We start from the raw sequence: 24,614 nt of genomic DNA on the forward strand, positions 1-24,614 counted from the left end.
GCGATTGACTGCCGAACGGCAGCTGCGGCGGCTGCGCTAATCCGCTTAAATACTGTATGCATGAACAGTTATCGAGGGGCCGAGCATGAGTGTTCTTCCGCCGCGTGGTCGTGGAACCGCCAGCAATCCGCACAACCGTTTCGCGCCGACCCGCAGCGAGGCCGAGCCCAGCGACTGGTACGAGGAGGACGTGCCGCCCAGCCGTGCCACGGAGGTTCGCAGCGAACGGGCGAAGACGGTGATCAGCTACAACCGCTCGCCGGATGTAGGCTTCGAGCGCTCGGTGAACCCCTACCGCGGGTGCGAGCACGGCTGGATATGCTCTGTAAAAGGTTCCATCAAGGTCTTTTAGGACGGTTGAACTCGTTCAAGCGTTCTAAATGACCAGTATCAGCAATCAACCATATTGACCAATTGTTGAATGTCATCGTCCATTTCTAACAAATACCAATCCCTGTATTTGATGACATTTGGCTGATTTTCTTTTCTATCAATTCTCATCATTGTTGCTTTTCTTTCAGTAGCAAAATGATTATTGGAGAAAATTACAGTTCCAATTCCAATATTTCTTTTGATTATTACTGTTTCTTTAGTCGCATAATCTTTATATGAGAGATAAAGACAATCTTGGAAAACCTTCTCATATAATTTGATTTTCCCTGCACTCACATTTTCCATTGTGAAAATTTCTGCAAGATTAGGGTTTTCACTCACATAACTATTAAGAAGAAGAGCAGAGCACTTCTTTGACTTAATAAGTTTAAATGATGGGAAATTCGTTGCGTTTATCTTTGCGAAGGTTTTACTAGGCACTTCAATAAAAGAGATTTTTCTAGCAAATGAATACTTGCTTTCAATCTCTTTTACCTTTTCAATGATTGACAAATAAGCGTCATAATCATCAATCAAATACACACTACAAACATCATAAGCAGTTTCTTTATTGACATAAGAAACTAAAAGGTCGTTTATTTCACCAACATACTTATCAAACTTTCTATTATCTTCACTCATATATTCCTCTTTCTTATTCTCTTACTTATATTTTCCCATATAAATATATAATGTCAAGAAAGTCGGAGGAACTTTTTAAATATATTTTCAGGAGATATATGGGTGGCTCTATGCACCGGATTTTCTAGGGTTTGTATTAAATACTCCCCGCGTAATATGTAATTATCTGTAAATAACCATTATGCAAAACGCACTGAAAAACTTCGTTTTATGATTTGCTTCGCTTCGCTTCTCAAATCTGCGAACTTCGTTCGCTTATTCCAGTGGTTTTAGCCCGTTAGGGCGTGCTCTGCTGAAATCAAAAAAACATATTCGAATTCAATAAAAGTATTTAAGAGTATTTAAGGGCACTGATTTATGCTGATTTTAAGCCAAAAAAACAACCAATACTCCCCGCGTAATATGCAGATACTCCCCGCGTAATATGTAAATACTCCCCGCATTATATGTAAAATACTCCCCGCGTAATATGTAGCATTATAGTGCTATTCGAATACTCCCCGCGTAGTTCTATTGACTTATATAAAATCTATGGTTTGATATATGTATATAATCAACAAAAGGATGCCCTATGGATTTAATATTTAATCAATTTCAAACTTCAAAAAGTATTTATGCACAAGACAAGTATATGACTTTTGCAAAGTCAATCCTTCATCTTCCAATTTTTCAATCTGTAAAGAACTCAAAGAAAGAAAGGGTAACTATAAAAATAGACAAATTCTATTCTTATGAAGATGTTGAAATGGACTTTATACCTTTGTCTGTGAATTTCGATTTTGATGTTTTCTATTACATTCTTCAAAAGAAATTGAAGTCAGACAAGCTCACATTCACAATAAATATGAAGCACTTTATGAAATTTCATAAAGTCCACCCAAGCAATAAAAAGGTGTATATAGAGAAGTTAAGAAAGTCATTAAAGAATATGATGAAATTTTATCTTGAATTTAGATATGACTCTATTACTTACAAGTGTCATTTGCTGAATAATATCGTTGAAGATGCTAATGATAAAGAAAATACAGTCATTACATTCAATAAAGAATTTGAGAATTTTTACAAGCACGACACTGACCTAATCTTTAATTTTAAGTTCGATAAGTTCAAAGAAATTGAAGGGGATTATGCAAGGGTTCTATATATGTTCTATCTAACTAATCACTACGCTGATAGTGTTAGATTTAAGATTTCCGACATATTAGATAGATTGCAAAGCAATTTTTCAACAAAGACAAAAACATATGAGTATATAAAGAAAGCTCACGAAGAACTAATTAAAATAGAGTTCTTGAAATCTGTTGAGCCTATCAAGGAAGGTAGGGAATTAACTGGTTATTTGGTTGAGTTTGAAAAAGTAAGAAAAGGTTTTTTACCAACGGTTGCAGAAAAACCTAAAAGCAATACTGATGAATCATCTATCTGTGATGAAGAATTACCATTTTAATTAACAACATAAGGACTATATGAAGAATGAAATTAAAGCAATATTAGCAGCAACAATGATGATTACAGCATTCTCTGCGAATGCTGCGTTTAGGGTTCAAATACCACTTGAAATAGATGGTGGTGGGCATCTTCCTAATCGCTCAATAGTTTTTACTGGCATCACTGAAACAACTCCGCCAGAGCCTGAAACGCCTCAAAGAAATCTTGTCAGTCAACTCTCATTCTTTGAAGATGTAATCACATATAAAGGTTTCTACTCTGCGAACAAATCATCGAAAATATACACATATCCGAATATGATGATTGTTGAGACAATACTTGAAAGCGGTAAGGATTATTATTTAAGCAATACTGGCTTTGATTGTGTTTATACTGCAAATGTTTGCACAATGAACATCTCAAAAGCATCAGGTGGGTGCGTGGTTTCAGATACAAGTTTGAGTGGAATTAAAACAGAACTGATATTTAAAACGCCTGCGGTTGGGAATGCTTGTTTAAATCAAACCTTTGGTAATGCTGCAAATGGTTTCGCAAAATCATATCAGGATATAAAGATTTACGATGGTAAATAACAAAGCCCTGATGGGCTTTTGTTATTAAGGTGTATATCTGTTTGTTTTCCTTGATTTCTGCTTTTTTTCTTTCTCTTGTTCATTTCTTGCTTGTGCTTCTCTCTTCAATTTCTCTTGTTCTTCCATTCTTCTAATAAATTCATCATAAGAATTGGAATTTCCAAATTCAGTTGAATTTTGTTTTTTAACTGGTTCAGGTTGAATAGGTTTTTCAACTGGTTGAACTGGTTGAACTGGTTGAACTGGTTTATTTCTTTCTTCTTCAATTCTTTTTTCTTGTTGGTAGTTATTATATCTACGCTGAAAACTGAATTGATTTTCAAGAAAGGCTTTTTTCTCTTCAATTTCTTTTGAAAATTCTTCTTTAAATTGTGGTAATTCACGATTAACACGGCGGAAATCTTCAATCTTTTGCTCTGGTGCATTCTCAAAATTAGAACCAAAACAAGATTTACATGTAAGTGCTTTATGAGCAACGCAAAGCATTGCAGGGGTTATACTGCTCAACAAGTCATTAAATTGCTTGCGAACGGGGTCAACCTCTTCAACTGGTGGCTTCTCTGGTGCGTTTTGAAGTGGTTTAGGTTTTTCCTGGGTAGGTATAGGGAAAACTGGTTTAGTGGCTTCTATGGCCATTTCTGGTTGTTTAGGTTCAACCTTTTTATTCATTGAAGCGTATTGCTCTTGGATTTTCTTCAATTCTTCTAAATCGGCTGGTTTAGGTTGATAACCTTCTAATTTAAAGCCTTTGGCTTCCAATCCCATCAATTGAAATTCAAGCCATATATTCTTCTTAAAATGGTTTCCGCCACTCACTGTAAAGGTGCTTGGTGGGTTTGAATCAGCAAGCAATCTTTGTAAACCTGCTTTTGCTGATTGTCTTGATGTGTCATTAAATAAGACTTTTGAAGGGTCTTTATAGTATTCAAAAGACTTTTTGCTGTTGTATGTGTTGTAGAAATATTCAACCTTGTCATTGTGTTGTTCATATTTGAATTTCGTGCTTAACACTGATTTAGGGTTTACCCTATTCATAAAATCAGGCTTTGTATCACTGGATAATAAAAAGCAATCTTCGGCTTGTTTTTTTACCTGATGTTTTTTGGATAGAGTATTTTCAAACTCTTCATCTTCTCCAAGTTTTGCTTTTAAGGTCTTGTAAGAAAGGTTTAGTTCTGATGCTTTGAATATTTGGTCATCGAGTTGAATGGAGAAAGATGATTTCCCATTATGAATAACATTAAAGCCATTTTCGGTTATTTGGTTGATAAAGTCGGAAGGACTGGAAGCATTATCAAGATAAGGCTTTAAAGCGTCTTTCATTTTCTGCTTATTAGAAACTATACCTCTAACATCAAGCATTCTTTCATTAGTAGATGGAAGTTTTTCAATGTCATTTTTATTTTTAGATGTTGCTTTTCTATTTTTTGGCTTAATCAATTTGTGTTTATCTTCTAACTTATCGCATTCAATTTCAATGATGCGATAATCATCTTTTTGCTTGTAAGTCTTTCCGTTGTTATCTCTAACTGACCAAATGATATGGACGTGCATTTCATCTGTGTCATTATGAACAGCCATCAAGTATTTGCGATTGCTGAGATTATGAGTTTTTTCATAAAGTTCTTTTGCAATCTGTAATGCCTTTTGTGGGTTCATATCATCATTAGTGTGAAAACTTACTATATCGTGATATGTTCTTACTTGCTGGGTAGAACCTTGTTTTCTATTGTTGTTGTAAAAATTAACATCATCATCAATTTCACTTGATAATCTATTTACTAAATCGTCTTTGATGATGTTTGGTCTATGAATAAAACTGGCTTCATAAAGGCAGCAGCCTTTATCTTTAAGAATGTAATTGGCTGTTCTCTTAATTCCTCTTTTTGTTTTTTGGCTGCTGGCTTTCTTTCTTATCATATTACTCCTTGTTGTTGATGTTCTTTTCTATCCTTACATATCTATGTTGTTCACGAAGGTATGTATTTATTTTTTTGAATGTTGTGTCAATCGACTCCAATGTTTGCCAATTTTTTTCTGGGATGGATTCATTGCTATTAAGATGCTTGGCTATTTGATTAAGATTATTGTATGGCTCTGATATTTTCTTTTCGAATGCCTCATATATCTTTTTTAAAGACTCACTATTGATTTCAACAATCAAGCCAAAGCCTTCTGTAATTATTTTTTCAATCAACTGCTCATAGGTTAAGCCGGTTTTAATTTTTAATTCTTGGAAAGCTGCTGCTGTCTTTTCTGTTGTTCTAATTGTTATGGTAGAACTTTTACTTCTGTTTGCTTTTTTCTTCTCCTTAACTGGAAATAAATCACTCATATAATCACCTTAAATTGTTATCTTAATTGTGGCAGTCTTTCCGCTTTACCATTTTCTAAACGAAGTGAAGAAAATCGAGCAACAATGGAAGTCCACGAAGTGGCACTCCATTGTTATTGCTCGCATATAATTAGAATGCCATATAAATGTTGTATCATATATTTTAATGTTTTCAAGTGGCGTGGACTGCCATTTAAATTGATAACAGGAATAATGAAAACAAAAGGCGTATATCAGGAAACAAAAAAGGCCACTAAATAGTGGCCTTGGATAACTGAAAATAAAACTGGTTAATTAGTTCTTTGGGCAATAGATTTAACTACGCTAGCCCAAGAATTTTCTATTTCATCTTTGTTGTATTCATTTGCCAATTCATCATTGAGAATGTGGCGATTAACACCATTGGAAAACTCTACATGTAAAATATCATTCAAGTAATCAATCTGGATTTTCTTGATGATGTTTTTTAGTTCATTGTTGTATTGAACTCGTTTTTCAATTGCTTCTTGTGATTTGTCATAGATAATTTTTTCAATATCAATTCCTTGTAAATCATAGAATGACCTGAATGAAGAAATAATCTTGTCGAGTTCTTTGTTTTTGATTTCAATTTCATCATCATATTTTATGATGCTGTTTTCTAAATCAACAATAATCTCATTGTATGTTTCTGGAATGGTTTCACCTTCCATAATCATCTTTTTGATTTGAGATTTAAAACCATCAAGACGATTAGATATTTTGGTTTTTTGGTTCTCCAATTTCATCAATTCATTTTTGATTTCATCGGCATTGGTATTTTCTTCTAATAGAGTTCCAATATTGATGCCATTAGTGAATTTAAAGAAACGGCCAAATACTTTATTACCACGAATTGATTGCTGGCCTTTTAACCCGCATTTGCCTGTCATCGAGTTTGTGCAAATAAAATAATCTCTTTCGCCTTTGTTCATATAGCGAATAGTTCCGCCACAAAAACGGCAAAAAATTAAATCACGGAAAACATTATATCTTTGGGCTGAATATCTACCTGAAAATGGTTTTCTTGATGTGATGACTGACTGAACCTTTAAAAACAAATCTTCATCTATTACCTGTGGGTAATAATTTGGAATCGGATTTCCTTCATCTTTTCTAATGAGCCGACCATTTTCGTTGTAATGAATTTTTTGGGGCTGATGCTCACCAATCAATTTTCTATTGCTCAATAGATATTGAGCCTGATGAATAGCAAGTTTTTCACCATAAAGTGAATTATATTCTTTAGTTGCTTCCTGTAAGCCTTTGGAAAGTGAAAGCCTGAAAAGTGTTCTTATTCTGTCAATTTTCACTTCATCAATGATGAATGTGTTGTTTTCTACTTTTAGCCAAGTAGGAACTTTTTTAGTGACGATTTCACCATTGTGCATCTTATCTCTATTGAGTTTCCAAGCCTTGCTTGAAAAATCGCTTTTACGCTGACTTTCTGCGTTAGCCCTTTCAAATTCAACAAGAGCAGTAATCCAATCACCAAAATCAAGATTATCGGCATCATAAATTTTATTCTTATCAAGAATGACAATCTTGATGCCTGAAAATAAAAGGTCAGTAAAAATCTTATTACTACGAACGATTTTATCCCGTGATAATCGGTCAAAGTTCTCTATAAGTAGATAAGAACCTTTTTCAATTTCTCCTTTCCTTACCTCTTTGAGAAACTGACCAAGCACACCATCGGAACCAGCGTGTTTACCGTGAAAAGCAGACGTTCCAGCGTCTTCAAGGTGTCGATCCACTTCCAAGCCGTGCTTGGCCACAAACGCCTCTATAAGCTCATTTTGGCGTGTTCTCGTTGATCCATCTTCCTGGCGGGTAGATGAGAAACGAACATAAGGAAAGCACTTTTTGGTCATTTTTTAACCAATCTTGGAGAGTGGAACCAATAACATAGCACGTCTGCATCTATTGTTTCGCCAGGCCCAGCCACGCCTACTGGGACCTTTCGCCGGGGATCGATTTCGAGACCCGGCTGATCGCCAAGACCAACCTCGCCGACGTGCTCGAGGAGCAGTTGGCCAAGCCCGGCTACGTGCCGCAGCCGATCGCCCTGGGCATCAACACCGACGCCTATCAGCCGATCGAGCGCGAGCAGCGCCTGACCCGCCGCGCGCTGGAAATCCTCCTGCGCCACAAGCATCCGCTGCACATCATCACCAAGGGCTCGCTGATCCTGCGCGACCTCGACCTGCTGCAGGAGCTGGCCAGCCAGCGCCTGGTCAGCGTGGCATTTAGCCTGACCACCCTGGACGACGAGTTGAAACGCATCATGGAGCCGCGCGCCGCCTCGCCCGGTGCGCGCCTGCGGGCGATGCGCACGCTGCATGAGCACGGCATACCGGTCAGCGTGATGACCGCGCCGATCATCCCGATGATCAACGACCGCGAGCTGGAGGCGATGCTGGAAGCCGCGCGCGATGCGGGGGCGCGCTCGGCCGGCTACGTCCTGCTGCGTCTGCCGCTGGAGATCGCCGGGCTGTTCGAGGAGTGGCTGGCGGCGCACTTTCCCGAGCGCGCCGAGCATGTGATGAGCCTGATCCGCCAGTCCCGCGGCGGCAAGGACTACGACAGCCGCTTCGGTACGCGGATGCGTGGCGAGGGGCATTTCGCCGACCTGCTGGCGCAGCGTTTCAAGCTCGCCAGCCGGCGCCTGGGGCTGGATAAGCGCAGCGGCGACGAGGGACTGGATTGCAGCCTGTTCAGTGTGCCCGGTAGGCAGATGAGCCTGCTGTAGCCGGTGCGGCGTCGTCCGGGCGCGGCAGGTTTTCGGCGATTTCCGCCAGGTCGAGCGCCAGGGTGACGCCGAGCTGCCGCGCCAGCTCGGGCCAGTCGGCGCCGTCTTCCTGCAGCTCCACCTGCAGCCGGTACGCCCGCACCGCACCGCTCTCGAACACCTCGGCGCCGAGTTGCCCGGCCACCGCGCCGGCGACCGCCCGGTCCAGATCGTTGGCATAGCGCTCGCCGATCAGCTGGTGCGCGATCAGGTTGGCCACCGTGGTATCCAGCGGCGTCAGCGGCCGGCCGAGGTGGGCGATGTAGCGGTCGTTGATCTCCTCGACCAGGCGATGGGCGAGGTAGGCGGCGTCGAGCAGCGCGCCGAGGTTATTGCGCTCCGCCGATGCGCCGGGCTCGACGAAGAAGGTGTTGGCGGTTGCCAGCAGCGGCTTCACCTGCGCCTCGAGGCCGGCGTCCTCCGCCACTCGCGCGGCCGCCTCCAGCATCGCCGGAACCTGTTCGACATAGCGCTCGACGAAGCGCGCGAGCACCCCGCGATGATCGTGCACGCCCAGCTGGATCGACGGGTGCAGGCGCAACAGCCGCGCCTCGAGCTGCCGGGCGAGGTCGCCGGTGGTGGTTTCCTGGCGCTGGGCACGCTGGATCAGATCGCGCAAGGCGAGGGTGTTCATGGAGGCTCCAGGATGGCGAATGAAGCAGACAACATAGCCGTTCCGATCAGCTACATCAGACCGGATCGTCATAATTACAACACGGTTATGCGAGGCGGCTATAACGCCGGATGCCGCGCTCGGCCTGCGTTGCGGGCCTCGGGGTGGTGTCTGTATCCGGGTTCGAAGGGCAATGCCCGGCATGCACCCGCCGAAGGTTATCGGCCATCTAAGCCCAGATCACCGACGTCGCCAGCCAGCCCGTCCACGCGATTACCGCAGACTGCAGCTGTTGGCGCGTCGAGCAAGGCGCCAGCGATGTCGTAGGGTGCGCCGTGCGCACCTTCAGGTGAAGTTGTACCGAACCAGGTGGAAGAACACCGGCGCGGCAAAACACACCGAGTCCAGCCGATCGAGCATGCCGCCGTGGCCTTCGATCATGTGTCCCCAATCCTTCACGCCCCGGTCGCGCTTGATCGCCGACATCACCAGCCCGCCAATGAAGCCCATCAGGCAGATGACAAAGGCAAGGTACAGCGCCTGCAGGAAGCTGAACGGCGTCATCCAGAACAGGGCACCACCCAGCAGGGTGGCTGAGGCTACGCCGCCAATCAGACCTTCGAGGGTTTTCGATGGCGACAGATTGGGTGCCACCTTGGTTTTGCCGAACAGCTTGCCCCAGATGTACTGCAGCACGTCCGACGACTGCACCACCAGTACCAGGAAGGCGATCAGCAGCAGGTTGCGGCCCTCATAGCCGGCGATGCTCAAGTTGAGCAGCGCCGGCACGTGGGAGATGCTGAACACGCAGATCATCAGCCCCCATTGCACCTTGGCCGTGCGTTCGAGAAAGCGCGTGGTATCACCGCCAATCGAGGCCAGGAACGGCATCAGCAGAAACACGAACACCGGGATGAAAATGCTGAACAGCCCGTACCATTCGATGCACACCAGAAAGTACTGGAACGGCAGCACGCAGTAGAACGCCGCCACCAGCGCCGGGTAGTCGCCAGCGCGGGTTTGGGTCAGGGTCAGGAACTCACGCAGGGCAAAAAACGACAGCAGGCAAAACAGCACCAGCACGCCGGTTTTGCCGAAGAAAAATGCCAGCCCCAACACCGCCACCATCACCCACCAGGCGTTGATACGTGCATTGAGGTTGGCGATGACCGGAGTCGCGCCCTTCTTCCATTTCAGAAGTTGGCCCACCAGCGAGGCCAGGGCCAGGAACAGGCCTACCGCGATAAATACGTTGAGGGTTTGCCGGTCCATGTCAGGCTTCCTTTGGCGTCAGGGCCAGCAATGCCTCGCGGCTGCGGGTCAGAAAATCGGCTTTGGTTTCGCCTTCCTGCACGTGCAGTGGCGTGCCGAAGGTCAGGGTGCACAGCAGCGGCAAGGGCAGGGTACGACCCTTGGGCATCACCCGTTTCAGGTTGTCGATCCACACCGGCACCAGCTCCACGTCGGGACAGCGGGTGGCGAGATGGAACAGGCCGCTTTTGAACGGCAGCAAGCCGTCCTCCAGGTTCCGGGTGCCTTCGGGAAACAGGATCAGCGACTCGCCATGCTCGAGCACTGCGCTCATTTGCTCGATGGGGTTCGGGCCTTCGGCGGTGGGGGTGCGCTCGATCAGCACGCCGCGAAACACTTTATTGATCAGAAAGCTGCGTACACCGGCCTTGCCCCAGTAGTCGGCGCCGGCCACGGGCCGGGTGCTGCCGCGCATGTGGGCGGGCAGAGAGGACCACAGCAGCACGAAGTCGCCGTGGCTGTTGTGGTTGGCGAAGTAAACCCGTGGCCTCGGGTCTGGCGCGCAGCCGACCCACAACGCTCGCGCACCGGTAATGGCGGCGGCGAAACCGATGATCAGGCGGGCGACAAACGCGCCACGCCAGCTGTAGTCGGAGACACGTGACATACACAGTCCTCTAGAAATAGGCGCCAGCCAGCACAGCGGCAGCTGCCAGTAGTAGTTGGGCCGCGAGGCTCAGCACCTGGTTACGCAGCAGCGCCAGTGCACCCTGGCAGCGCAGCGCCCAGTCGCGGCCTTTGTTGCGGGTTGGCAGCAGACCCAAGGCGTGCAGGCCATCGTCCAACTGCCGGGTGGCGGCGTGCAGGTCGGTGGCCTCGGCCATGCGGGAGAACAGCGCGGCATCAAAGCCCACCCGCAGCGCCCAGTACTTTTCCAGCGCCCCTGCCAGCAGGGAGAGCAACAGAAGTACGGCCACCAGCGGCAGCTTGGCCAGGACGACTGCCAGCACCGCGCCGGCCAGCGCCACCAGGCTCAGGCCCGTGGATAACTGGTCCAGCCGCCGACCCTGCTCCAGCAGGCGGGCACAGCTCATCAAGCGCGGGTCGCTCATGCCGTTGCTCTCATCGAGGCCAAGTTGCGCAGGTGTTCCTCGTGCAATACCACGCCGGGGCGGGCCCGTTGCAATAGCGCCTGGGCTGCCTCGGGGGTGGCTGCCCGCCCACTGCTCAGCAGCCACGCCGCCACGGCCGCTGCGCTACGTGAATACCCCAACGCGCAGCACACCAGCACCGGCCCATGGGCGCGGGCGCCCTCAATGGCCTCGGCCGCCGCGCTTAGCAACTCGGGGCTGGGCGGCAGCAGGTCAAGGGTGGGCAGGGCGGTGTAGGCGCGGCCCTCGATGGCACAGGGCAATTCGGCGCACAGGTCGACAATCGCTTTTATCGGTGTGGTGTCCAGCTCGCCCTTGTTGGGAATACGGCCCAGCCATACGCCGTCGGCCACTTGCACGGGTTTTGGCTGTTTGGCTGTCCAGGCGCGGGAGTTGAGCCAGGCACCGATCAGGTACGGGCCGAAGAGAAAATTCGCCGCCCAGCTCAATTGGCCGTTGCGGTGTTTTTGAAAACCCGCCGCGCCTACCAGCAGGTAGTTCAGCGCCACCAGCAGTAACGCCAGCGCCGGCCAGGACAGAAACCAGCCCAGCCCGCCCGCACTCATCCCCAGAGCGCCCAGCGCCAGGCCACTCACGCCGTAATAGAGCCCCAGACGCCGGCCCCGTGGCTGCCGCTGCCAGCGCAACTGCGCCAGCGGGCTGGGACGGTCCAGCGGCCATGCCCACACGCACAGCCATCCCGCCAGTACACCGCTGGGCAGGTCGATGAAGTGGTGTTGGTAGGTCGTCAGTACCGACAGTCCGATCAGGCCAAACCAGATATGCAGCAGCCAGCGCCACAGCCCTTTGGGGGTGTGGTCGGCGTAACGCACCCAGAGCACGATCAGCAGCACGATATGCAGCGACGGCGCCTGGTTGAAGGGCTTGTCGAAGCCCATCAGCACTTCGAACATCCAGGCGAAGAAACCGGTCATTTCCGGGCGCGCGAAGGTGTAGGTCAGCGGGAATAGCAGAAAGCCGCTGATCGCCACCACCTGCGCGGTGAGCAGGCGGCGGGCATGGATATCCAGCTCATGGCGGGTGGTGCACAGCAGCAGCGACAGGCCGTATAGCAGGTCGATGGACCAGTAGGGCACGATGGTCCAGGCCCAGAACGGCGTGTGCTTTTCCCATCCGAACACCAGGCTGCCCACCCCGGCGCGCTGGCTGGTAAACCAGTTGGCGAAGCTGTAGGTGGCGAAGAACAGCGGGGCCAGAATCACCAGCCACATCAGCGCCCGAGGGAAGCGCTGACCGACGCTCAACCGCGGATGGTCAGCCTCGCTCATGGCTGCACGCGCTGCGCCAGGCTGACGCTGAAAATGCCCCACCGGTCGATGCGTTGGGTGACTTTGCGAAAGCCTGCTGCGGCCACCAACTGATCCATTTCTGCCTGCGTGCGGCGACGCATCACCCAGGGTTGCCCATCGCGGTGGCTGGTGAGCGCGCGGGCAATCAGCTGCAACTGCGGGTGCCATGGCTGGCCGGTGTAGATCAGATAACCACCGGGCTGGACCGCCTGCGCCAGGCCGCCCAACGAGCCGCTGACCATGTCGTTGTCGCCGAACAGCTCATACAGGCCAGAGACAATCGCCAGGGTCGGTTTGGGGTCGAGGCTGGCCAGGCTCTCCGGGTCGAAGGCATTGCCTTTGACGAACCGGGCAGTATCACCCAGGCCCTTTTCGTTGATCAGCGCCTGGCCCTGACTGACGTTGAGGTCGCTGTAGTCGCGCAGCAGGATCGAGTCCGGCCGTTGTCCCAAGCCTTGCAAGGCTTCCAATACGTAGCGGCCGTGGCCGGCGGCGATATCGACGATGCGTGTCGGTTTGCCCTGTTCCTGCAAGCGTTGCAGGGCGTCGCGCAGCAGCTCCTCGATATGCACCTTGCGTTGGCGGATGCCACGCCAGCCGATGGAGTTGAGGTAGTTGGTATCGATCAGACGCCCCAGCGCGCCGGTACCCGATGGCGTGTTGCAGTACACATAATCCAGGGTGCTGCCGGAGTCGAAGCCGGTGTCGAAGCCCAGTTTCACGCCTGCCGACAGTTTTGCTCCAAGGCCCATGGACGCGCGGGTGGTGCGCCAGTACAAACTGGCTGGCGACAGCGCCGGCAACGGCGTGGCCAGGCCTTCTGCTTCGGCCTTGGTAAAGCCGATGCGGTCGGCATCCAGCAGTTGCGGACGACTGAACGGTTGGCTGAACAGCAGCTCGATAAAGCCGCGCGCCTTGCTCACGGCCAGATGGCGATCGGCTTCGCCCAGGGTGTCGTGGAAGAAACCGGGCAGCAGGTGACGTTCTTTTTGCAGGGTGCCCAAGCGTTGGAAGAACAGCTCCTGGGGTTTGCGCTTCACCACAAAATCGGCGCCGGAAATCAGCAATTGGGTCGGCACCTGAATGGCCTCGGCGTCGGCCACCACGCGGTCGGCGGCCTCATACAAGCCGAGCAACTGGTTCACCGAAATCGCCTTGGCAATCAGCGGGTCGCTGGCATAGCTGTCAGCGCGGGCCTTGTCATGGGTGAGCATGCCCGGGCGCACGTAGCTCTTAACAAAGAAGTTGCCTTTGAGCTTTCGCAGCAAGGTGAGGCCGGGGCGGGCCAGCGGCACATACAGGTTTATGTCGAAGGCCGGCGAAGCCATCACCATGCAGCGAATACGTGGCGCGTAATCGTGGGCCCAGGTGGAAGCCAGCACGGCGCCTACGCTTTGTGCGACCACGCCGATGTCTTCAATGGCGATGCCATGCTCGCGTTGGATAAAGGCGATGAAATCGTCGACATCACGCACGCTGGCGGCAAAGCTCGGGCTGTCGCCACGCTCGCCCGGCGAGTGCCCATGGCCACGCGCGTCCCAGGCGAAAAAGTCGAAGTCGGGCAGGGCCAACTCGTCTACCAGGTGCGCCATGCGCGCCGAGTGTTCGTGGCCACGGTGCAGCAGCACGATGGCTTTACGCGGGGTGTGGGCGAGGGTATCGAGTGCGGGCCAGTAGCGGTAAAACAGCTCTACACCGTCATGGGTCGGAAACGTGGCTTGGTGTTGCAGGCGTTGAGTGTCCATCCGTAGAACTCCAACTGCGTTGTATTAGCCGGCAGGTTGCTCCGCCAGCCCGCGCTTGACGCGGTTATAGGTAGTGAACAGCAACAGGGCCGCAAGCACTGCCATGACTGACGTCAGCCAACTCTGCAGCGGCACACCAATGGCAAGCAGGAAACCGAGCAGGCCAAACACAAAAGCGCGGTCACTCTTGCCCATCGGGCCGTCGTAACGGCGTGATGCACCCACCATCAGCCCCAGCACGCCTGCGTACTCGCTCAGCCAGGCCAGCAGCACTACAGCCGCCACTGCTGCGCCCGACACCCCCGCCAGGCAGGCGAATGGCAGGTATAACGCGGCATCCGCCAGCAAGTCGGTAATTTCGTTCAGGTAAGCCCCCAGGCGCGACTGTTGGCCAAACTCACGGGCCAACATGCCATCCACCGCATTCAGGCCCATGCGCAGCAGCATCCACAGCGGCAGAAGCGCAAAAACCAAGGTGTGTTCCGCAAAAAACGCCACCACGGCACCGACCAATAGAGAGATAGCGCAGGCGAACAGGGTGACCTGATTCGCCGTGATGCCTCTGGCATGCAAGCGGGTAACGGATGGGCGCAGCAGGTTCTGGAAGCGGGGCTTGAGGTCGTAGATCGACGGCATGGAGCGCTCGATAGGGCGGGACAGGCACAGGACGGACTTTACCCAGAAAAGACGGCGCGTTGTAGTGGCCGGCCGCTGCCGGACAAGGCGTTGCCTGCCAGCAAAGTGGTTGCCCTCAGGCCATGCGGTACGGGAATTTCCGCCTCGGTCGGCACCACCGGTGTTGTCGGCTCAAGCAGAGCGTGAGTTGGCGAGGAAACTGTCACGTCCTCGACCCGTTCGCGAAATCGCAGCGCACCCACAGTGAGTCATGCGGGGGGCATTGGCGTGTTGCGATATCGACCAGGGATAAGTCTGGTACAGGGCCCTCGTAGTCGACCCAAGTCGACGGTGCCGGCTTCTTTGCGCCGGGCGCGCTGGATCAGGTCGCGGAAGGCGAAGGTGTTCACGGGGGCTAACGAAGCAGACAACGTAGTCGTTCCAGCCGGCCCTATCAGACCGGTTCGGCATAATTACATCCCAGTTATACGGCCGGGATATAACGGCGAACGTCGCGCAACATCTGCGTTGCGAGCACAAAGTCGACGTCTATACTCGGATTCGAAAGGCGTTACCTGAGAAGCCCGGCGTGCACCTGCCGAGGTTTATCGGCCGTCGAAGTCCGTAGTCTCGCAGCCGTTCCCTTGGCCACCAGCCGTGCTGGCGGAAATAACAAGAACAAGAAGGGGAACCCGCAATGATGCGACATCCACGTGTCTGGATGTGCACGTCGCTGTGGTTGCTGATCGGCCAGGCCCAGGCGGCCTGGACGGTGAACATGCAGCCCGGCGCGACCGAGGTCAGCCGCTCGGTCTTCGATCTGCACATGACCATCTTCTGGATCTGCGTCGTCATCGGCGTGCTGGTCTTCGGCGCGATGTTCTGGTCGATGCTCATCCACCGCCGCTCCACCGGGCAGCAGCCCGCGCACTTCCACGAGAACACCCGCGTCGAAATCCTCTGGACGGTGGTGCCGCTGCTGATCCTGATCGTCATGGCCGTGCCGGCCACGCGCACGCTGATCCATATCTACGACCCCACCGAATCCGAACTGGACGTGCAGATCACTGGCTACCAGTGGAAGTGGCACTACAAGTACCTGGGCCAGGACGTCGAGTTCTTCAGCAACCTGGCCACACCGCGCGAGCAGATCCACAACCAGCAGGCCAAGGACGAGCACTACCTGCTGGAGGTGGATGAGCCGTTGGTGCTGCCGGTCGGCACCAAGGTGCGCTTCCTGATCACCGGGGCCGACGTCATCCATTCCTGGTGGGTGCCGGCGCTGGCGGTGAAGAAAGACGCCATCCCCGGCTTCATCAACGAATCCTGGACGCGCATCGATGCGCCCGGCATCTACCGCGGCCAGTGCACCGAGCTGTGCGGCAAGGACCACGGCTTCATGCCGGTGGTGGTGGAAGCGAAGAGCAAGGAAGACTTCGACGCCTGGCTCGGCACCAAGAAGGCCGAGGCGGCCAAGGTCAAGGAACTCACCGCCAAGGACTGGACGCTGGAAGAACTGGTGGCGCGTGGCGACAAGGTCTACCACACCACCTGCGCCGCCTGTCACCAGCCCGAAGGCCAGGGCCTGCCGCCGATGTTCCCGGCGCTGAAGGGCTCGAAGATCGCCACCGGCCCGATCGAGGCGCACCTGAGCATCGTCTTCCACGGCAAGCCCGGCACCGCGATGGCGGCGTTCGGCAAGCAGCTTTCGGAAGTCGACATCGCCGCCGTGGTCACCTACGAGCGCAATGCCTGGGGCAATGCCAAGGGCGACATGGTCACGCCCAAAGACGTGTTGGCCCTGAAACAATCTGAGGAGTGACGACATGAGCGCAGTCATCGAACCGGGTCGCGTAGAACCGGGCCATGTCGAACAGGCCCACGGCGACCACCACCACGGCCCGGCCAAGGGCCTGATGCGCTGGGTGCTGACCACCAACCACAAGGACATCGGTTCGATGTACCTGTGGTTCAGCTTCTGCGCGTTCCTGCTCGGCGGCTCGATGGCGATGGTGATCCGCGCCGAGCTGTTCCAGCCGGGGCTGCAGATCGTGCAGCCGGAATTCTTCAACCAGATGACCACCATGCACGGCCTGATCATGGTCTTCGGCGCGGTGATGCCGGCCTTCGTCGGCCTGGCCAACTGGATGATTCCGCTGATGATCGGCGCGCCGGACATGGCGCTGCCGCGGATGAACAACTTCAGCTTCTGGCTGCTGCCGGCGGCCTTCGGTCTGCTGGTGAGCACGCTGTTCATGGAGGGCGGCGGGCCGAACTTCGGCTGGACCTTCTATGCGCCGCTGTCCACCACCTACGCGCCGGAGAGCGTGACCTTCTTCATCTTCGCCATCCACCTGATGGGCATCAGTTCGATCATGGGCGCGATCAACGTGATCGCCACCATCCTCAACCTGCGTGCGCCCGGCATGACGCTGATGAAGATGCCGCTGTTCGTCTGGACCTGGCTGATCACCGCCTTCCTGCTGATCGCGGTGATGCCGGTGCTGGCCGGCGTGGTGACCATGATGCTGATGGACATCCACTTCGGCACCAGCTTCTTCAGCGCGGCCGGCGGCGGCGATCCGGTGCTGTTCCAGCACGTGTTCTGGTTCTTCGGCCATCCCGAGGTGTACATCATGATCCTGCCGGCGTTCGGCGCGGTCAGCTCGATCATCCCAGCGTTCTCGCGCAAGCCGCTGTTCGGCTACACCTCGATGGTCTACGCCACCGCGGCCATCGCCTTCCTCTCGTTCATCGTCTGGGCGCACCACATGTTCGTGGTCGGCATTCCGCTGGTGGGCGAGCTGTTCTTCATGTACGCGACCATGCTGATCGCCGTGCCGACCGGGGTGAAGGTGTTCAACTGGGTGAGCACCATGTGGCAGGGCTCGCTGAGCTTCGAGACGCCGATGCTGTTCGCCGTGGCCTTCGTCATCCTGTTCACCATCGGCGGCTTCTCCGGGCTGATGCTGGCCATCGCCCCGGCGGATTTCCAGTACCACGACACCTACTTCGTGGTGGCCCACTTCCACTACGTGCTGGTGCCCGGCGCGATCTTCGGCATCTTCGCCTCGGCCTACTACTGGCTGCCGAAGTGGACCGGGCACATGTACGACGAGACCCTCGGCAAGCTGCATTTCTGGCTGAGTTTCGTCGGCATGAACATGGCGTTCTTCCCGATGCACTTCGTCGGCCTGGCCGGCATGCCGCGGCGCATTCCGGACTACAACCTGCAGTTCGCCGACTTCAACATGATCTCCTCGATCGGCGCCTTCACCTTCGGCGCCACGCAGATCTTCTTCCTGTTCATCGTCATCAAGTGCATCCGCGGCGGCAAGCCGGCGCCGGCCAAACCCTGGGACGGCGCCGAAGGCCTGGAGTGGACGATCCCCTCGCCGGCGCCCTACCACACCTTCCAGGTGCCGCCGGACATGAACCCGGTGCACGAACACCGCAAGGGTCCGGGCGATGAGGTGCTGCCATGAGTGCGCTACGCCACGGTGCGCATGCAAACGTAGGGTGCGCCGCGCGCACCACTCCGAGCGACGGAGTGCGCAGGCCATGAGCGAGCCTATCCCCACCCGCCGCCTGATCGGCCGCCTGCTGGTCCTGGTGGTGGCGATGTTCGCCTTCGGCTTCGCCCTGGTGCCGCTCTATGACGTGATGTGCGACGCCTTCGGCATCAACGGCAAGCCGTCCGGCAACGCCTATCAGGGCAGCCAGGTGGTGGACGAGGCGCGCCAGGTGCGCGTGCAGTTCCTCGCCACCAATTCGGCCGACATGGGCTGGGAGTTCCATCCCAAGGCCGACGAACTGGTGCTCAGCCCCGGCGCGGTGGGCGAGATGCTCTTCGTCGCGCGCAACCCGAGCGACCGGCCGATGACCGCGCAGGCGATACCCAGCATCGCGCCCTCGGAAGCGGCGGCGTATTTCCACAAGACCGAGTGCTTCTGCTTCACCCAGCAGATGCTGCAGCCGGGCGAGCGCATCGAGATGCCGGTGCGCTTCATCGTCGACCGCGACCTGCCGCGCGATGTGCACCACCTGACGCTGGCCTACACGCTGTTCGACATCACCGCGCGCAAGCCGCCCTTCGCCCTCAACGGCGGTTGATCAGGGGCCAAGGAGAAGAAAAATGACGCCACCCCATGAAGAGTATTACGTCCCGGCGCAGAGCAAATGGCCGATCATCGCCACCCTCGGCCTGCTGATCACGGTGTTCGGCCTGGGCACCTGGTTCAACGACCTGTCGGCGGCGCGGGAGAAATCCCACGGCCCGCTGATCTTCTTCGTCGGTGCGCTGTTCATCGCCTACATGCTGTTCGGCTGGTTCGGCAACGTCGTGCGCGAGAGCCGCGCCGGGCTCTACAGCGCGCAGATGGACCGCTCGTTCCGCTGGGGCATGGGCTGGTTCATCTTTTCCGAGGTGATGTTCTTCGCCGCGTTCTTCGGCGTGCTGTTCTACGTGCGCTACTGGGCCGGTCCCTGGCTGGCCGGCGACGGCGCCAAGGGCGTGGCGCACATGCTCTGGCCTAACTTCGAGTACAGCTGGCCGCTGCTGAACAACCCCGACCCGAAGCTCTTCCCGGCGCCCAAGGGCGTGATCGACCCGTGGAAGCTGCCGCTGATCAACACGCTGCTGCTGGTCAGCTCCAGCTTCACCGTGACCTTCGCCCACCACGCGCTGAAGAAGGGGCAGCGCAAGCCACTCAAGCTCTGGCTGGCGGCGACCATCCTGCTCGGCGCGAGCTTCATCGCCCTGCAGGTCACCGAGTACATCGAGGCGTATCACGAGCTGGGTCTGACCCTCGGATCGGGGATCTACGGCGCCACCTTCTTCATGCTCACCGGCTTCCACGGCGCCCACGTAACCATGGGCGCACTGATCCTCACGGTGATGCTGGTGCGCATCCTGCGCGGGCATTTCAGCGCCGATCAGCATTTCGGTTTCGAGGCGGCGAGCTGGTACTGGCACTTCGTCGACGTGGTGTGGATCGGGCTTTTCGTCTTCGTCTACGTGCTCTGAGGGAATGCAGGGCGCAGGCCGTAGGGTGGGCTTCAGCCCACGCGATACACGGCTATTCGGCCGGACGATGGTGGGCTGAAGCCCACCCTACAAACTGTGAGCCTACGGGGCGTTGGATCCTAGGGTGGGCCGCGCGGCGATCCGTTTCAGGCCGTAGGGTGGGCTTCAGCCCACGCGATACACGGCTATTCGGCTGGACGATGGTGGGCTGAAGCCCACCCTACGGCCCGCTGAGGGCGCTACCAGGCCACCTGCGAAGTCAGCTGGCCGCTGTAGAAACCCCAGGCGACCAGCGCCAGGGTGAGCGCGGCGCAGGTGGCGCGCAGGTAGAGGGAGCCGAGCAGGCGCTGGCCCCGGCCCTGGTCCTTGACCAGGAAGAACAGCCCGCTGAACAGGCTGACCAGTGTGGCGAGCAGCAACAGGAGGATCGCGGCCTTGAGCATGGCGGACTCCGAGGAGGGGCAACGCGGTGCAGTATAGTCACTCGCTCTCCGGCCTCCGGGCCGGCGCCCGGCGGCGCTTCCAGCCCGGCTGGCTGCCCAGCCTGGTGGTGCTGGCGCTGCTGCCGGTGCTGCTCGGCCTGGGCTGCTGGCAACTGTCGCGCGCCGAGCAGAAGCGCGAACTGCTGGGCGACCACGAGGCCCGGCGCAACGCCGCGCCGCTCGAACTGGCGCGTTTGCAGGCGATGCCGGACAGGGCCTTCCGCCGCGTGCGCCTGCACGGTCATTTCGACGAACGCCACAGCGTGCTGCTGGATAACCGCATCCAGGCCGGGCAGGCCGGCGTCGAACTGCTGCAGCCGTTCCGCGACACTGACAGCGGCCGCTGGGTCCTGGTCAATCGTGGCTGGCTGGCCTGGCCGGACCGCCGCGAGCCGGTGCGCTTCAGTACGCCGGACGGCGCGCAGGCGCTGGTTGCCTGGCTCTACCAGCCGCCGGGCGCGAGCTTCGAGCTGAAGGACATCCAGGGCCACGACTGGCCGCGCCTGGTCAACCACGTCGACGCCGCCGGCCTCTGGCGCGAGCTGGGCATCGACGGGCTGGCCGACGAGCTGCGCCTGGAACCCGGACCGGCCAGCTATGCGGTCGACTGGCCGATCGTCGGCATGGGCCCGGAGCGTCACCTCGGCTACGCCGTGCAGTGGTTCGCCCTGGCCGCGGCGCTCGTCGCCCTGTTCGTCTACCTCGGAATCCACAACGCGCGGGAGACTCGCCATGCACTCAGCCTACGCCCTGAATGAGGCACCGCCGCGGCGCGGCCGTCTGCAACTGCTGCTGATCCTCCTCGTGGTGATCGGGCCGATGGTGCTCGCCACCGCGATGTACCAGTGGCGCTTCTGGGTGCCCGACGGGCGCAACTACCACGGCGAGCTGCTGGGTGACGGCCAGAGCCGCGCCAGCCTCGGCGTGCAGGGCGACGACCGCCACTGGCAACTGCTGGTCACCGCGCCGCAGGGCTGCGCCGAGGACTGCCGGCAACTGGTCTACCTGGCCCGGCAGATCAACATCGGCCTGGGTCGCGATGCCGACCGCGGCAGCCATGCGCTGGCCAGCGCGCAGCCGCTGGACGAGGAATACGCCAGCCGCCTGCGCCGCGAGTACCCGCAATTGCAGCGCTACCCGCTGGACCCGCAGCTCTATCGACAGGCCCAGCCCGACGGCGCCGCGCAGCTGTGGATCGTCGACCCGCACGGCAACCTGGTGCTGCGCTACGGCGCCGGGGCCAACGGCAAGTCGATCCTCAACGACCTGCGGCTGCTGCTGAAGATCTCGCGCATCGGCTGAGCCGGATCGCGGCCTGCTGCGCGTCGGCCGGACCGCGTTGGAAATGTCCTGGCTGGCTCTGGCTCGCGAGGCTTGAGTCTCTGGAGTCGCTGCACAACGAAGCACCGCTGACCATAAGAACAACAACAGGAGTCGCCCCCATGGCTCGTCCCGGATTTCGCCTCGCCCTGTTCGCCACGCTGCTCGCCCTGCTGGTGATCCTGCTCGGCGCCTACACGCGCCTGACCCACGCCGGCCTCGGCTGCCCCGACTGGCCGGGCTGCTACGGCTTCATCCACGTGCCGCAAACCGAGGCGCAGCTGGCGCATGCCGAGCTGCGTTTCCCGGAGGCGCCGGTGGAGGCGCAGAAGGGCTGGAGCGAGATGATCCACCGCTATTTCGCCGGGATGCTGGCGCTGCTGGTGTTCGCCCTGGCGCTGCAGGCGCTGCGTCACCGCGACGACAGCGAGCGGCCGCTGGGCCTGCCCTTGCTGTTGCTCGGCGTGGTGCTGGCACAGGCGACGTTCGGCATGTGGACGGTCACGCTCAAGCTCTGGCCGCAGGTCGTGACGGCGCACCTGCTCGGCGGTTTCGCCACGCTGGGGCTGTTGTTCCTGCTGACGTTGCGCCTGTCCGGCGCCTTCGCCCCGCGTCCCGAACTGCCCGTCCACCTGCGCCGGCTGGCCGCGACCGGGCTGGCGCTGGTGATCGGGCAGATCGCCCTGGGCGGCTGGGTCAGTTCCAACTACGCCGCGGTGGCCTGCGTCGACCTGCCGACCTGCCACGGCGAATGGTGGCCGCAGGCGGACTTCGCCAACGGCTTTCACCTCAGCCAGCAGATCGGTCCGAACTACCTGGGTGGCCAGCTCGACAGCGAGGCGCGCACGGCGATCCATCTCGCCCATCGTGCCGGCGCGCTGGCGGTAAGCGTGGCGCTGCTGGCACTCGCCGCGCAGCTGTTCCGCCATGGACTGGCACGCTACGCCGGCGTGCTGCTGGCGGCGCTGGCGCTGCAGATCGGGCTCGGCCTGAGCAACGTCCTGCTGCACCTGCCGCTGGCGGTGGCGGTCGCCCACAACGGCGGCGGCGCCTGCCTGCTGCTGGTGCTGCTGCTGGTGAACCATCGGCTGCGGGTTGGTCGGGTGCGGCATCGCGTATCGCTCGGCGCGCGGGTGCCGCTGGCGTCCCGGCCGGCGGCGCAGGGGATGCGGATCTAGCGCGTCCCGGCCACGCCGTGAAGCAAACGAGGTATTGCACGATCAACCCCTTTCCAGCGGGAAAGGGACGGGGTGAGGGAGACGTCCCTCGACCACAGAGGAGTTCCCCATGAACACCACAGCCAACACCCGCTCGAACACCGCCACCTGGCGCGACTACCTGGAGCTGACCAAGCCCAAGGTGGTGCTGCTGATGCTGATCACCTCGCTGGTCGGCATGTTCCTCGCGAGCCGCGCCGGAGTGGCCTGGAGCGTGCTGCTGTTCGGCAACCTGGGCATCGCGCTGTGCGCGGGCGGCGCGGCGGCGGTGAACCATGTGGTCGATCGCCGCATCGATTCGCTGATGGCGCGTACCCACAAGCGGCCGCTGGCCGAAGGCCGGGTGGCGCCCGCCGCGGCACTGACCTTCGCTCTGGCGCTGGCGGTGGCCGGGCAGGCGCTGCTGCTGGCCTTCACCAACCCGCTGACCGCCTGGCTGACGCTGGCCTCGCTGCTCGGTTACGCGGTGATCTACACCGGTTTTCTCAAGCGCGCGACGCCGCAGAACATCGTCATCGGCGGGCTGGCCGGGGCGGCGCCGCCGTTGCTCGGCTGGGTTGCGGTGACCGGGCAGCTGTCCGCCGAACCGCTGCTGCTGGTGCTGATCATCTTCGCCTGGACGCCCCCGCACTTCTGGGCGCTGGCGATCCACCGGCGCGCCGAGTACGCCAAGGCCGATATTCCGATGCTGCCGGTGACCCACGGTGTGCACTACACCAAGCTGCACATTCTCTTCTACACGCTGGTATTGTTCGCCGTCAGCCTGTTGCCCTTCGTCATCCGCATGAGCGGAATGCTCTACCTGGCCTGCGCGGTCGCCCTTGGCGGGCGCTTCCTGTACTGGGCCTGGATGCTCTACCGGGACAGCCGGCCACACGCCGCGATGGCGACCTTCAAGTACAGCATCCTGTATCTGTTCGGGCTGTTCATCGCGCTGCTGATCGACCATTACCTGTTCGTGAGCCTATGACCCGCATCCACAAGACCGTTTTCGTTCTCGTCGCGCTGATCGCCCTGGTGATCGGCCTCACCGTGCACAAGGTGCTCGACCGTCGAGGGGGCGCCGACCCGGCGCAACTGCTGGATGCCGGCATCATCCTGCTGCCGCAGTCGCGCCAGGTGCCATCGTTGAGCCTGACCGACCAGGACGGCAAGGCGCTCGCGGTGGACGAGCTGAAGGGCCGCTGGAGCCTGCTGTTCTTCGGCTACACCTTCTGCCCGGACATCTGCCCGACCACGCTGGCGCAGATGCGCGAGGTCAAGGGCCTGCTGCCGGCCGAGGCGCGCGAGCGGCTGCGCGTGGTGCTGGTCAGCGTCGACCCGAACCGCGATACCCCGCAGCAGCTCAAGCAGTACCTGGGCTATTTCGACCCCAGCTTCATCGGCCTGACCGGGGAACTGGAGCGCATCCAGACCCTCGCCAACGGCGTGAGCATCCCGTTCATCCCGGCCGACACCAGCAAACCCGGCTACACCGTCGACCACAGCGGCAACCTGGTCATCATCGGGCCCGACGGTCGCCAGCGCGGTTTCATCCGCGCGCCCTTGAACAGCCAGAAGCTCGCCGCACAGCTGCCGGCGCTGCTCAACAGCGAGGGGTGAGTTCGCCGCGATGGGCGCCGAGCCCTCGCGCGGATCGCGTGGTGCCGACGGAGAAGGACGTCGGTGTAACTATTCCCAATTGAAATAGATTCTCAACAAAACG

23 protein-coding genes and 2 pseudogenes are annotated in these 24,614 nt (G+C 56.5%); 13 read left to right on the forward strand and 12 right to left on the reverse strand.

What is annotated here, in order from left to right:
• Nucleotides 1–85: 85 nt before the first annotated feature.
• Nucleotides 86–319: pseudogene (locus B3E91_RS19685) on the forward strand (radical SAM protein); the annotation flags it as partial.
• A 71-nt stretch (nucleotides 320–390) separates the two neighbouring features.
• Here B3E91_RS19685 and B3E91_RS19690 read toward each other — a convergent pair.
• Nucleotides 391–1,014 carry a hypothetical protein gene (locus B3E91_RS19690; RefSeq protein WP_287031089.1) on the reverse strand — a complete coding sequence of 208 codons (624 nt, stop codon included), beginning with the start codon at nucleotides 1,012–1,014 and terminating at the stop codon, nucleotides 391–393.
• 571 nt (nucleotides 1,015–1,585) lie between these two features.
• Between B3E91_RS19690 and B3E91_RS19695 the strand changes: the two genes are divergently transcribed.
• The gene (locus tag B3E91_RS19695; protein WP_133213480.1) at nucleotides 1,586–2,461 is read left to right on the forward strand and encodes a hypothetical protein; all 876 of its coding nucleotides are present in this window, start codon (nucleotides 1,586–1,588) and stop codon (nucleotides 2,459–2,461) included.
• A gap of 19 nt (nucleotides 2,462–2,480) precedes the next feature.
• Nucleotides 2,481–3,035, forward strand: a complete 555-nt coding sequence (locus tag B3E91_RS19700) for a hypothetical protein (protein WP_287031090.1) — start codon at nucleotides 2,481–2,483, stop codon at nucleotides 3,033–3,035.
• A 24-nt stretch (nucleotides 3,036–3,059) separates the two neighbouring features.
• Here B3E91_RS19700 and B3E91_RS19705 read toward each other — a convergent pair whose 3' ends face one another.
• The 3 genes from B3E91_RS19705 to B3E91_RS19715 all read right to left on the reverse strand — a co-directional run bounded on the left by B3E91_RS19705 (nucleotide 3,060) and on the right by B3E91_RS19715 (nucleotide 7,262).
• Nucleotides 3,060–4,955 carry a relaxase/mobilization nuclease domain-containing protein gene (locus B3E91_RS19705; RefSeq protein ID WP_287031091.1) on the reverse strand — a complete coding sequence of 632 codons (1,896 nt, stop codon included), beginning with the start codon at nucleotides 4,953–4,955 and terminating at the stop codon, nucleotides 3,060–3,062.
• Nucleotide 4,956: 1 nt separating this feature from the next.
• Complete coding sequence (locus B3E91_RS19710; protein WP_287031092.1) at nucleotides 4,957–5,370, reverse strand: hypothetical protein; 414 nt, start codon at nucleotides 5,368–5,370, stop codon at nucleotides 4,957–4,959.
• Nucleotides 5,371–5,660: 290 nt separating this feature from the next.
• Nucleotides 5,661–7,262 carry a recombinase family protein gene (locus B3E91_RS19715; protein ID WP_287031093.1) on the reverse strand — a complete coding sequence of 534 codons (1,602 nt, stop codon included), beginning with the start codon at nucleotides 7,260–7,262 and terminating at the stop codon, nucleotides 5,661–5,663.
• 38 nt (nucleotides 7,263–7,300) lie between these two features.
• Between B3E91_RS19715 and B3E91_RS19720 the strand changes: the two are divergent.
• Nucleotides 7,301–8,140: pseudogene (locus B3E91_RS19720) on the forward strand (PA0069 family radical SAM protein); the annotation flags it as partial.
• Here B3E91_RS19720 and B3E91_RS19725 read toward each other — a convergent pair.
• The 7 genes from B3E91_RS19725 to B3E91_RS19755 all read right to left on the reverse strand — a co-directional run bounded on the left by B3E91_RS19725 (nucleotide 8,106) and on the right by B3E91_RS19755 (nucleotide 14,885).
• On the reverse strand, nucleotides 8,106–8,813 hold the full coding sequence (locus tag B3E91_RS19725) for a hypothetical protein (protein WP_287031094.1): 708 nt from the start codon (nucleotides 8,811–8,813) through the stop codon (nucleotides 8,106–8,108). The pseudogene B3E91_RS19720 and the gene B3E91_RS19725 sit on opposite strands and share 35 nt — an antisense overlap.
• Nucleotides 8,814–9,137: 324 nt before the next feature.
• Nucleotides 9,138–10,064: a phosphatidate cytidylyltransferase gene (locus tag B3E91_RS19730; protein WP_287031095.1), complete on the reverse strand. Its 927-nt coding sequence runs from the start codon at nucleotides 10,062–10,064 to the stop codon at nucleotides 9,138–9,140.
• A 1-nt stretch (nucleotide 10,065) separates the two neighbouring features.
• Nucleotides 10,066–10,710 (reverse strand): lysophospholipid acyltransferase family protein, encoded by a 645-nt coding sequence (locus B3E91_RS19735; protein WP_287031096.1) that lies wholly within the window; start codon nucleotides 10,708–10,710, stop codon nucleotides 10,066–10,068.
• Nucleotides 10,711–10,720: 10 nt separating this feature from the next.
• The gene (locus B3E91_RS19740) at nucleotides 10,721–11,155 is read right to left on the reverse strand and encodes a hypothetical protein (protein ID WP_287031097.1); all 435 of its coding nucleotides are present in this window, start codon (nucleotides 11,153–11,155) and stop codon (nucleotides 10,721–10,723) included.
• A complete protein-coding gene (locus tag B3E91_RS19745; RefSeq protein WP_287031098.1) occupies nucleotides 11,152–12,483 on the reverse strand; it encodes a phosphatase PAP2/dual specificity phosphatase family protein in 1,332 nt (443 codons plus the stop codon). The genes B3E91_RS19740 and B3E91_RS19745 overlap by 4 nt, the downstream gene beginning before the upstream one ends.
• Nucleotides 12,480–14,249 carry a bifunctional alpha/beta hydrolase/class I SAM-dependent methyltransferase gene (locus B3E91_RS19750; protein WP_287031099.1) on the reverse strand — a complete coding sequence of 590 codons (1,770 nt, stop codon included), beginning with the start codon at nucleotides 14,247–14,249 and terminating at the stop codon, nucleotides 12,480–12,482. The genes B3E91_RS19745 and B3E91_RS19750 overlap by 4 nt, the downstream gene beginning before the upstream one ends.
• Nucleotides 14,250–14,273: 24 nt before the next feature.
• Entirely contained in the window at nucleotides 14,274–14,885 is a 612-nt protein-coding gene (locus B3E91_RS19755) for a CDP-alcohol phosphatidyltransferase family protein (RefSeq protein ID WP_287031100.1), read from the reverse strand.
• A gap of 676 nt (nucleotides 14,886–15,561) precedes the next feature.
• On the opposite strand from B3E91_RS19755, the gene coxB reads away from it, so the two are divergent.
• The 4 genes from coxB (at nucleotide 15,562) to B3E91_RS19775 (ending at nucleotide 19,890) form a co-directional block, all read left to right on the forward strand.
• Nucleotides 15,562–16,686 (forward strand): cytochrome c oxidase subunit II, encoded by a 1,125-nt coding sequence (gene coxB, locus B3E91_RS19760; RefSeq protein ID WP_090224519.1) that lies wholly within the window; start codon nucleotides 15,562–15,564, stop codon nucleotides 16,684–16,686.
• A gap of 4 nt (nucleotides 16,687–16,690) precedes the next feature.
• The gene (gene ctaD, locus B3E91_RS19765; protein WP_286786647.1) at nucleotides 16,691–18,349 is read left to right on the forward strand and encodes a cytochrome c oxidase subunit I; all 1,659 of its coding nucleotides are present in this window, start codon (nucleotides 16,691–16,693) and stop codon (nucleotides 18,347–18,349) included.
• Between the two features lie 76 nt (nucleotides 18,350–18,425).
• A complete protein-coding gene (locus B3E91_RS19770) occupies nucleotides 18,426–18,977 on the forward strand; it encodes a cytochrome c oxidase assembly protein (RefSeq protein WP_287031101.1) in 552 nt (183 codons plus the stop codon).
• Nucleotides 18,978–18,999: 22 nt separating this feature from the next.
• Entirely contained in the window at nucleotides 19,000–19,890 is an 891-nt protein-coding gene (locus B3E91_RS19775) for a cytochrome c oxidase subunit 3 (protein WP_273230989.1), read from the forward strand.
• 239 nt (nucleotides 19,891–20,129) lie between these two features.
• On the opposite strand, the gene B3E91_RS19780 is transcribed toward B3E91_RS19775, so the two are convergent.
• Nucleotides 20,130–20,333, reverse strand: a complete 204-nt coding sequence (locus tag B3E91_RS19780) for a DUF2909 domain-containing protein (protein ID WP_090224513.1) — start codon at nucleotides 20,331–20,333, stop codon at nucleotides 20,130–20,132.
• Between the two features lie 26 nt (nucleotides 20,334–20,359).
• On the opposite strand from B3E91_RS19780, the gene B3E91_RS19785 reads away from it, so the two are divergent.
• From B3E91_RS19785 to B3E91_RS19805, 5 genes are all read left to right on the forward strand, one after another.
• Nucleotides 20,360–21,130, forward strand: a complete 771-nt coding sequence (locus B3E91_RS19785; RefSeq protein ID WP_287031102.1) for an SURF1 family protein — start codon at nucleotides 20,360–20,362, stop codon at nucleotides 21,128–21,130.
• Nucleotides 21,105–21,674 (forward strand): hypothetical protein, encoded by a 570-nt coding sequence (locus B3E91_RS19790; protein ID WP_287031103.1) that lies wholly within the window; start codon nucleotides 21,105–21,107, stop codon nucleotides 21,672–21,674. Before B3E91_RS19785 ends, B3E91_RS19790 begins: the two co-directional genes overlap by 26 nt.
• A gap of 140 nt (nucleotides 21,675–21,814) precedes the next feature.
• On the forward strand, nucleotides 21,815–22,870 hold the full coding sequence (locus tag B3E91_RS19795) for a COX15/CtaA family protein (RefSeq protein ID WP_287031104.1): 1,056 nt from the start codon (nucleotides 21,815–21,817) through the stop codon (nucleotides 22,868–22,870).
• A 109-nt stretch (nucleotides 22,871–22,979) separates the two neighbouring features.
• On the forward strand, nucleotides 22,980–23,879 hold the full coding sequence (cyoE, locus tag B3E91_RS19800) for a heme o synthase (protein WP_287031105.1): 900 nt from the start codon (nucleotides 22,980–22,982) through the stop codon (nucleotides 23,877–23,879).
• Nucleotides 23,876–24,511 carry an SCO family protein gene (locus B3E91_RS19805; RefSeq protein ID WP_287031106.1) on the forward strand — a complete coding sequence of 212 codons (636 nt, stop codon included), beginning with the start codon at nucleotides 23,876–23,878 and terminating at the stop codon, nucleotides 24,509–24,511. The genes cyoE and B3E91_RS19805 overlap by 4 nt, the downstream gene beginning before the upstream one ends.
• Nucleotides 24,512–24,614 lie beyond the last annotated feature (103 nt).

The sequence above is a fragment of the Pseudomonas sp. UBA6310 genome (assembly GCF_002438225.1).
GTDB classification, from domain to species: domain Bacteria; phylum Pseudomonadota; class Gammaproteobacteria; order Pseudomonadales; family Pseudomonadaceae; genus Pseudomonas_O; species Pseudomonas_O kuykendallii.

Coding starts and splice junctions, on each gene's coding strand:
- B3E91_RS19690 (WP_287031089.1), bottom strand. CDS start 1,014: ATGAGTGAAGATAATAGAAAGTTTGATAAGTATGTTGGTGAAATAAAC.
- B3E91_RS19695 (WP_133213480.1), top strand. CDS start 1,586: ATGGATTTAATATTTAATCAATTTCAAACTTCAAAAAGTATTTATGCA.
- B3E91_RS19700 (WP_287031090.1), top strand. CDS start 2,481: ATGAAGAATGAAATTAAAGCAATATTAGCAGCAACAATGATGATTACA.
- B3E91_RS19705 (WP_287031091.1), bottom strand. CDS start 4,955: ATGATAAGAAAGAAAGCCAGCAGCCAAAAAACAAAAAGAGGAATTAAG.
- B3E91_RS19710 (WP_287031092.1), bottom strand. CDS start 5,370: ATGAGTGATTTATTTCCAGTTAAGGAGAAGAAAAAAGCAAACAGAAGT.
- B3E91_RS19715 (WP_287031093.1), bottom strand. CDS start 7,262: ATGACCAAAAAGTGCTTTCCTTATGTTCGTTTCTCATCTACCCGCCAG.
- B3E91_RS19725 (WP_287031094.1), bottom strand. CDS start 8,813: ATGAACACCCTCGCCTTGCGCGATCTGATCCAGCGTGCCCAGCGCCAG.
- B3E91_RS19730 (WP_287031095.1), bottom strand. CDS start 10,064: ATGGACCGGCAAACCCTCAACGTATTTATCGCGGTAGGCCTGTTCCTG.
- B3E91_RS19735 (WP_287031096.1), bottom strand. CDS start 10,710: ATGTCACGTGTCTCCGACTACAGCTGGCGTGGCGCGTTTGTCGCCCGC.
- B3E91_RS19740 (WP_287031097.1), bottom strand. CDS start 11,155: ATGAGCGACCCGCGCTTGATGAGCTGTGCCCGCCTGCTGGAGCAGGGT.
- B3E91_RS19745 (WP_287031098.1), bottom strand. CDS start 12,483: ATGAGCGAGGCTGACCATCCGCGGTTGAGCGTCGGTCAGCGCTTCCCT.
- B3E91_RS19750 (WP_287031099.1), bottom strand. CDS start 14,249: ATGGACACTCAACGCCTGCAACACCAAGCCACGTTTCCGACCCATGAC.
- B3E91_RS19755 (WP_287031100.1), bottom strand. CDS start 14,885: ATGCCGTCGATCTACGACCTCAAGCCCCGCTTCCAGAACCTGCTGCGC.
- coxB (WP_090224519.1), top strand. CDS start 15,562: ATGATGCGACATCCACGTGTCTGGATGTGCACGTCGCTGTGGTTGCTG.
- ctaD (WP_286786647.1), top strand. CDS start 16,691: ATGAGCGCAGTCATCGAACCGGGTCGCGTAGAACCGGGCCATGTCGAA.
- B3E91_RS19770 (WP_287031101.1), top strand. CDS start 18,426: ATGAGCGAGCCTATCCCCACCCGCCGCCTGATCGGCCGCCTGCTGGTC.
- B3E91_RS19775 (WP_273230989.1), top strand. CDS start 19,000: ATGACGCCACCCCATGAAGAGTATTACGTCCCGGCGCAGAGCAAATGG.
- B3E91_RS19780 (WP_090224513.1), bottom strand. CDS start 20,333: ATGCTCAAGGCCGCGATCCTCCTGTTGCTGCTCGCCACACTGGTCAGC.
- B3E91_RS19790 (WP_287031103.1), top strand. CDS start 21,105: ATGCACTCAGCCTACGCCCTGAATGAGGCACCGCCGCGGCGCGGCCGT.
- B3E91_RS19795 (WP_287031104.1), top strand. CDS start 21,815: ATGGCTCGTCCCGGATTTCGCCTCGCCCTGTTCGCCACGCTGCTCGCC.
- cyoE (WP_287031105.1), top strand. CDS start 22,980: ATGAACACCACAGCCAACACCCGCTCGAACACCGCCACCTGGCGCGAC.
- B3E91_RS19805 (WP_287031106.1), top strand. CDS start 23,876: ATGACCCGCATCCACAAGACCGTTTTCGTTCTCGTCGCGCTGATCGCC.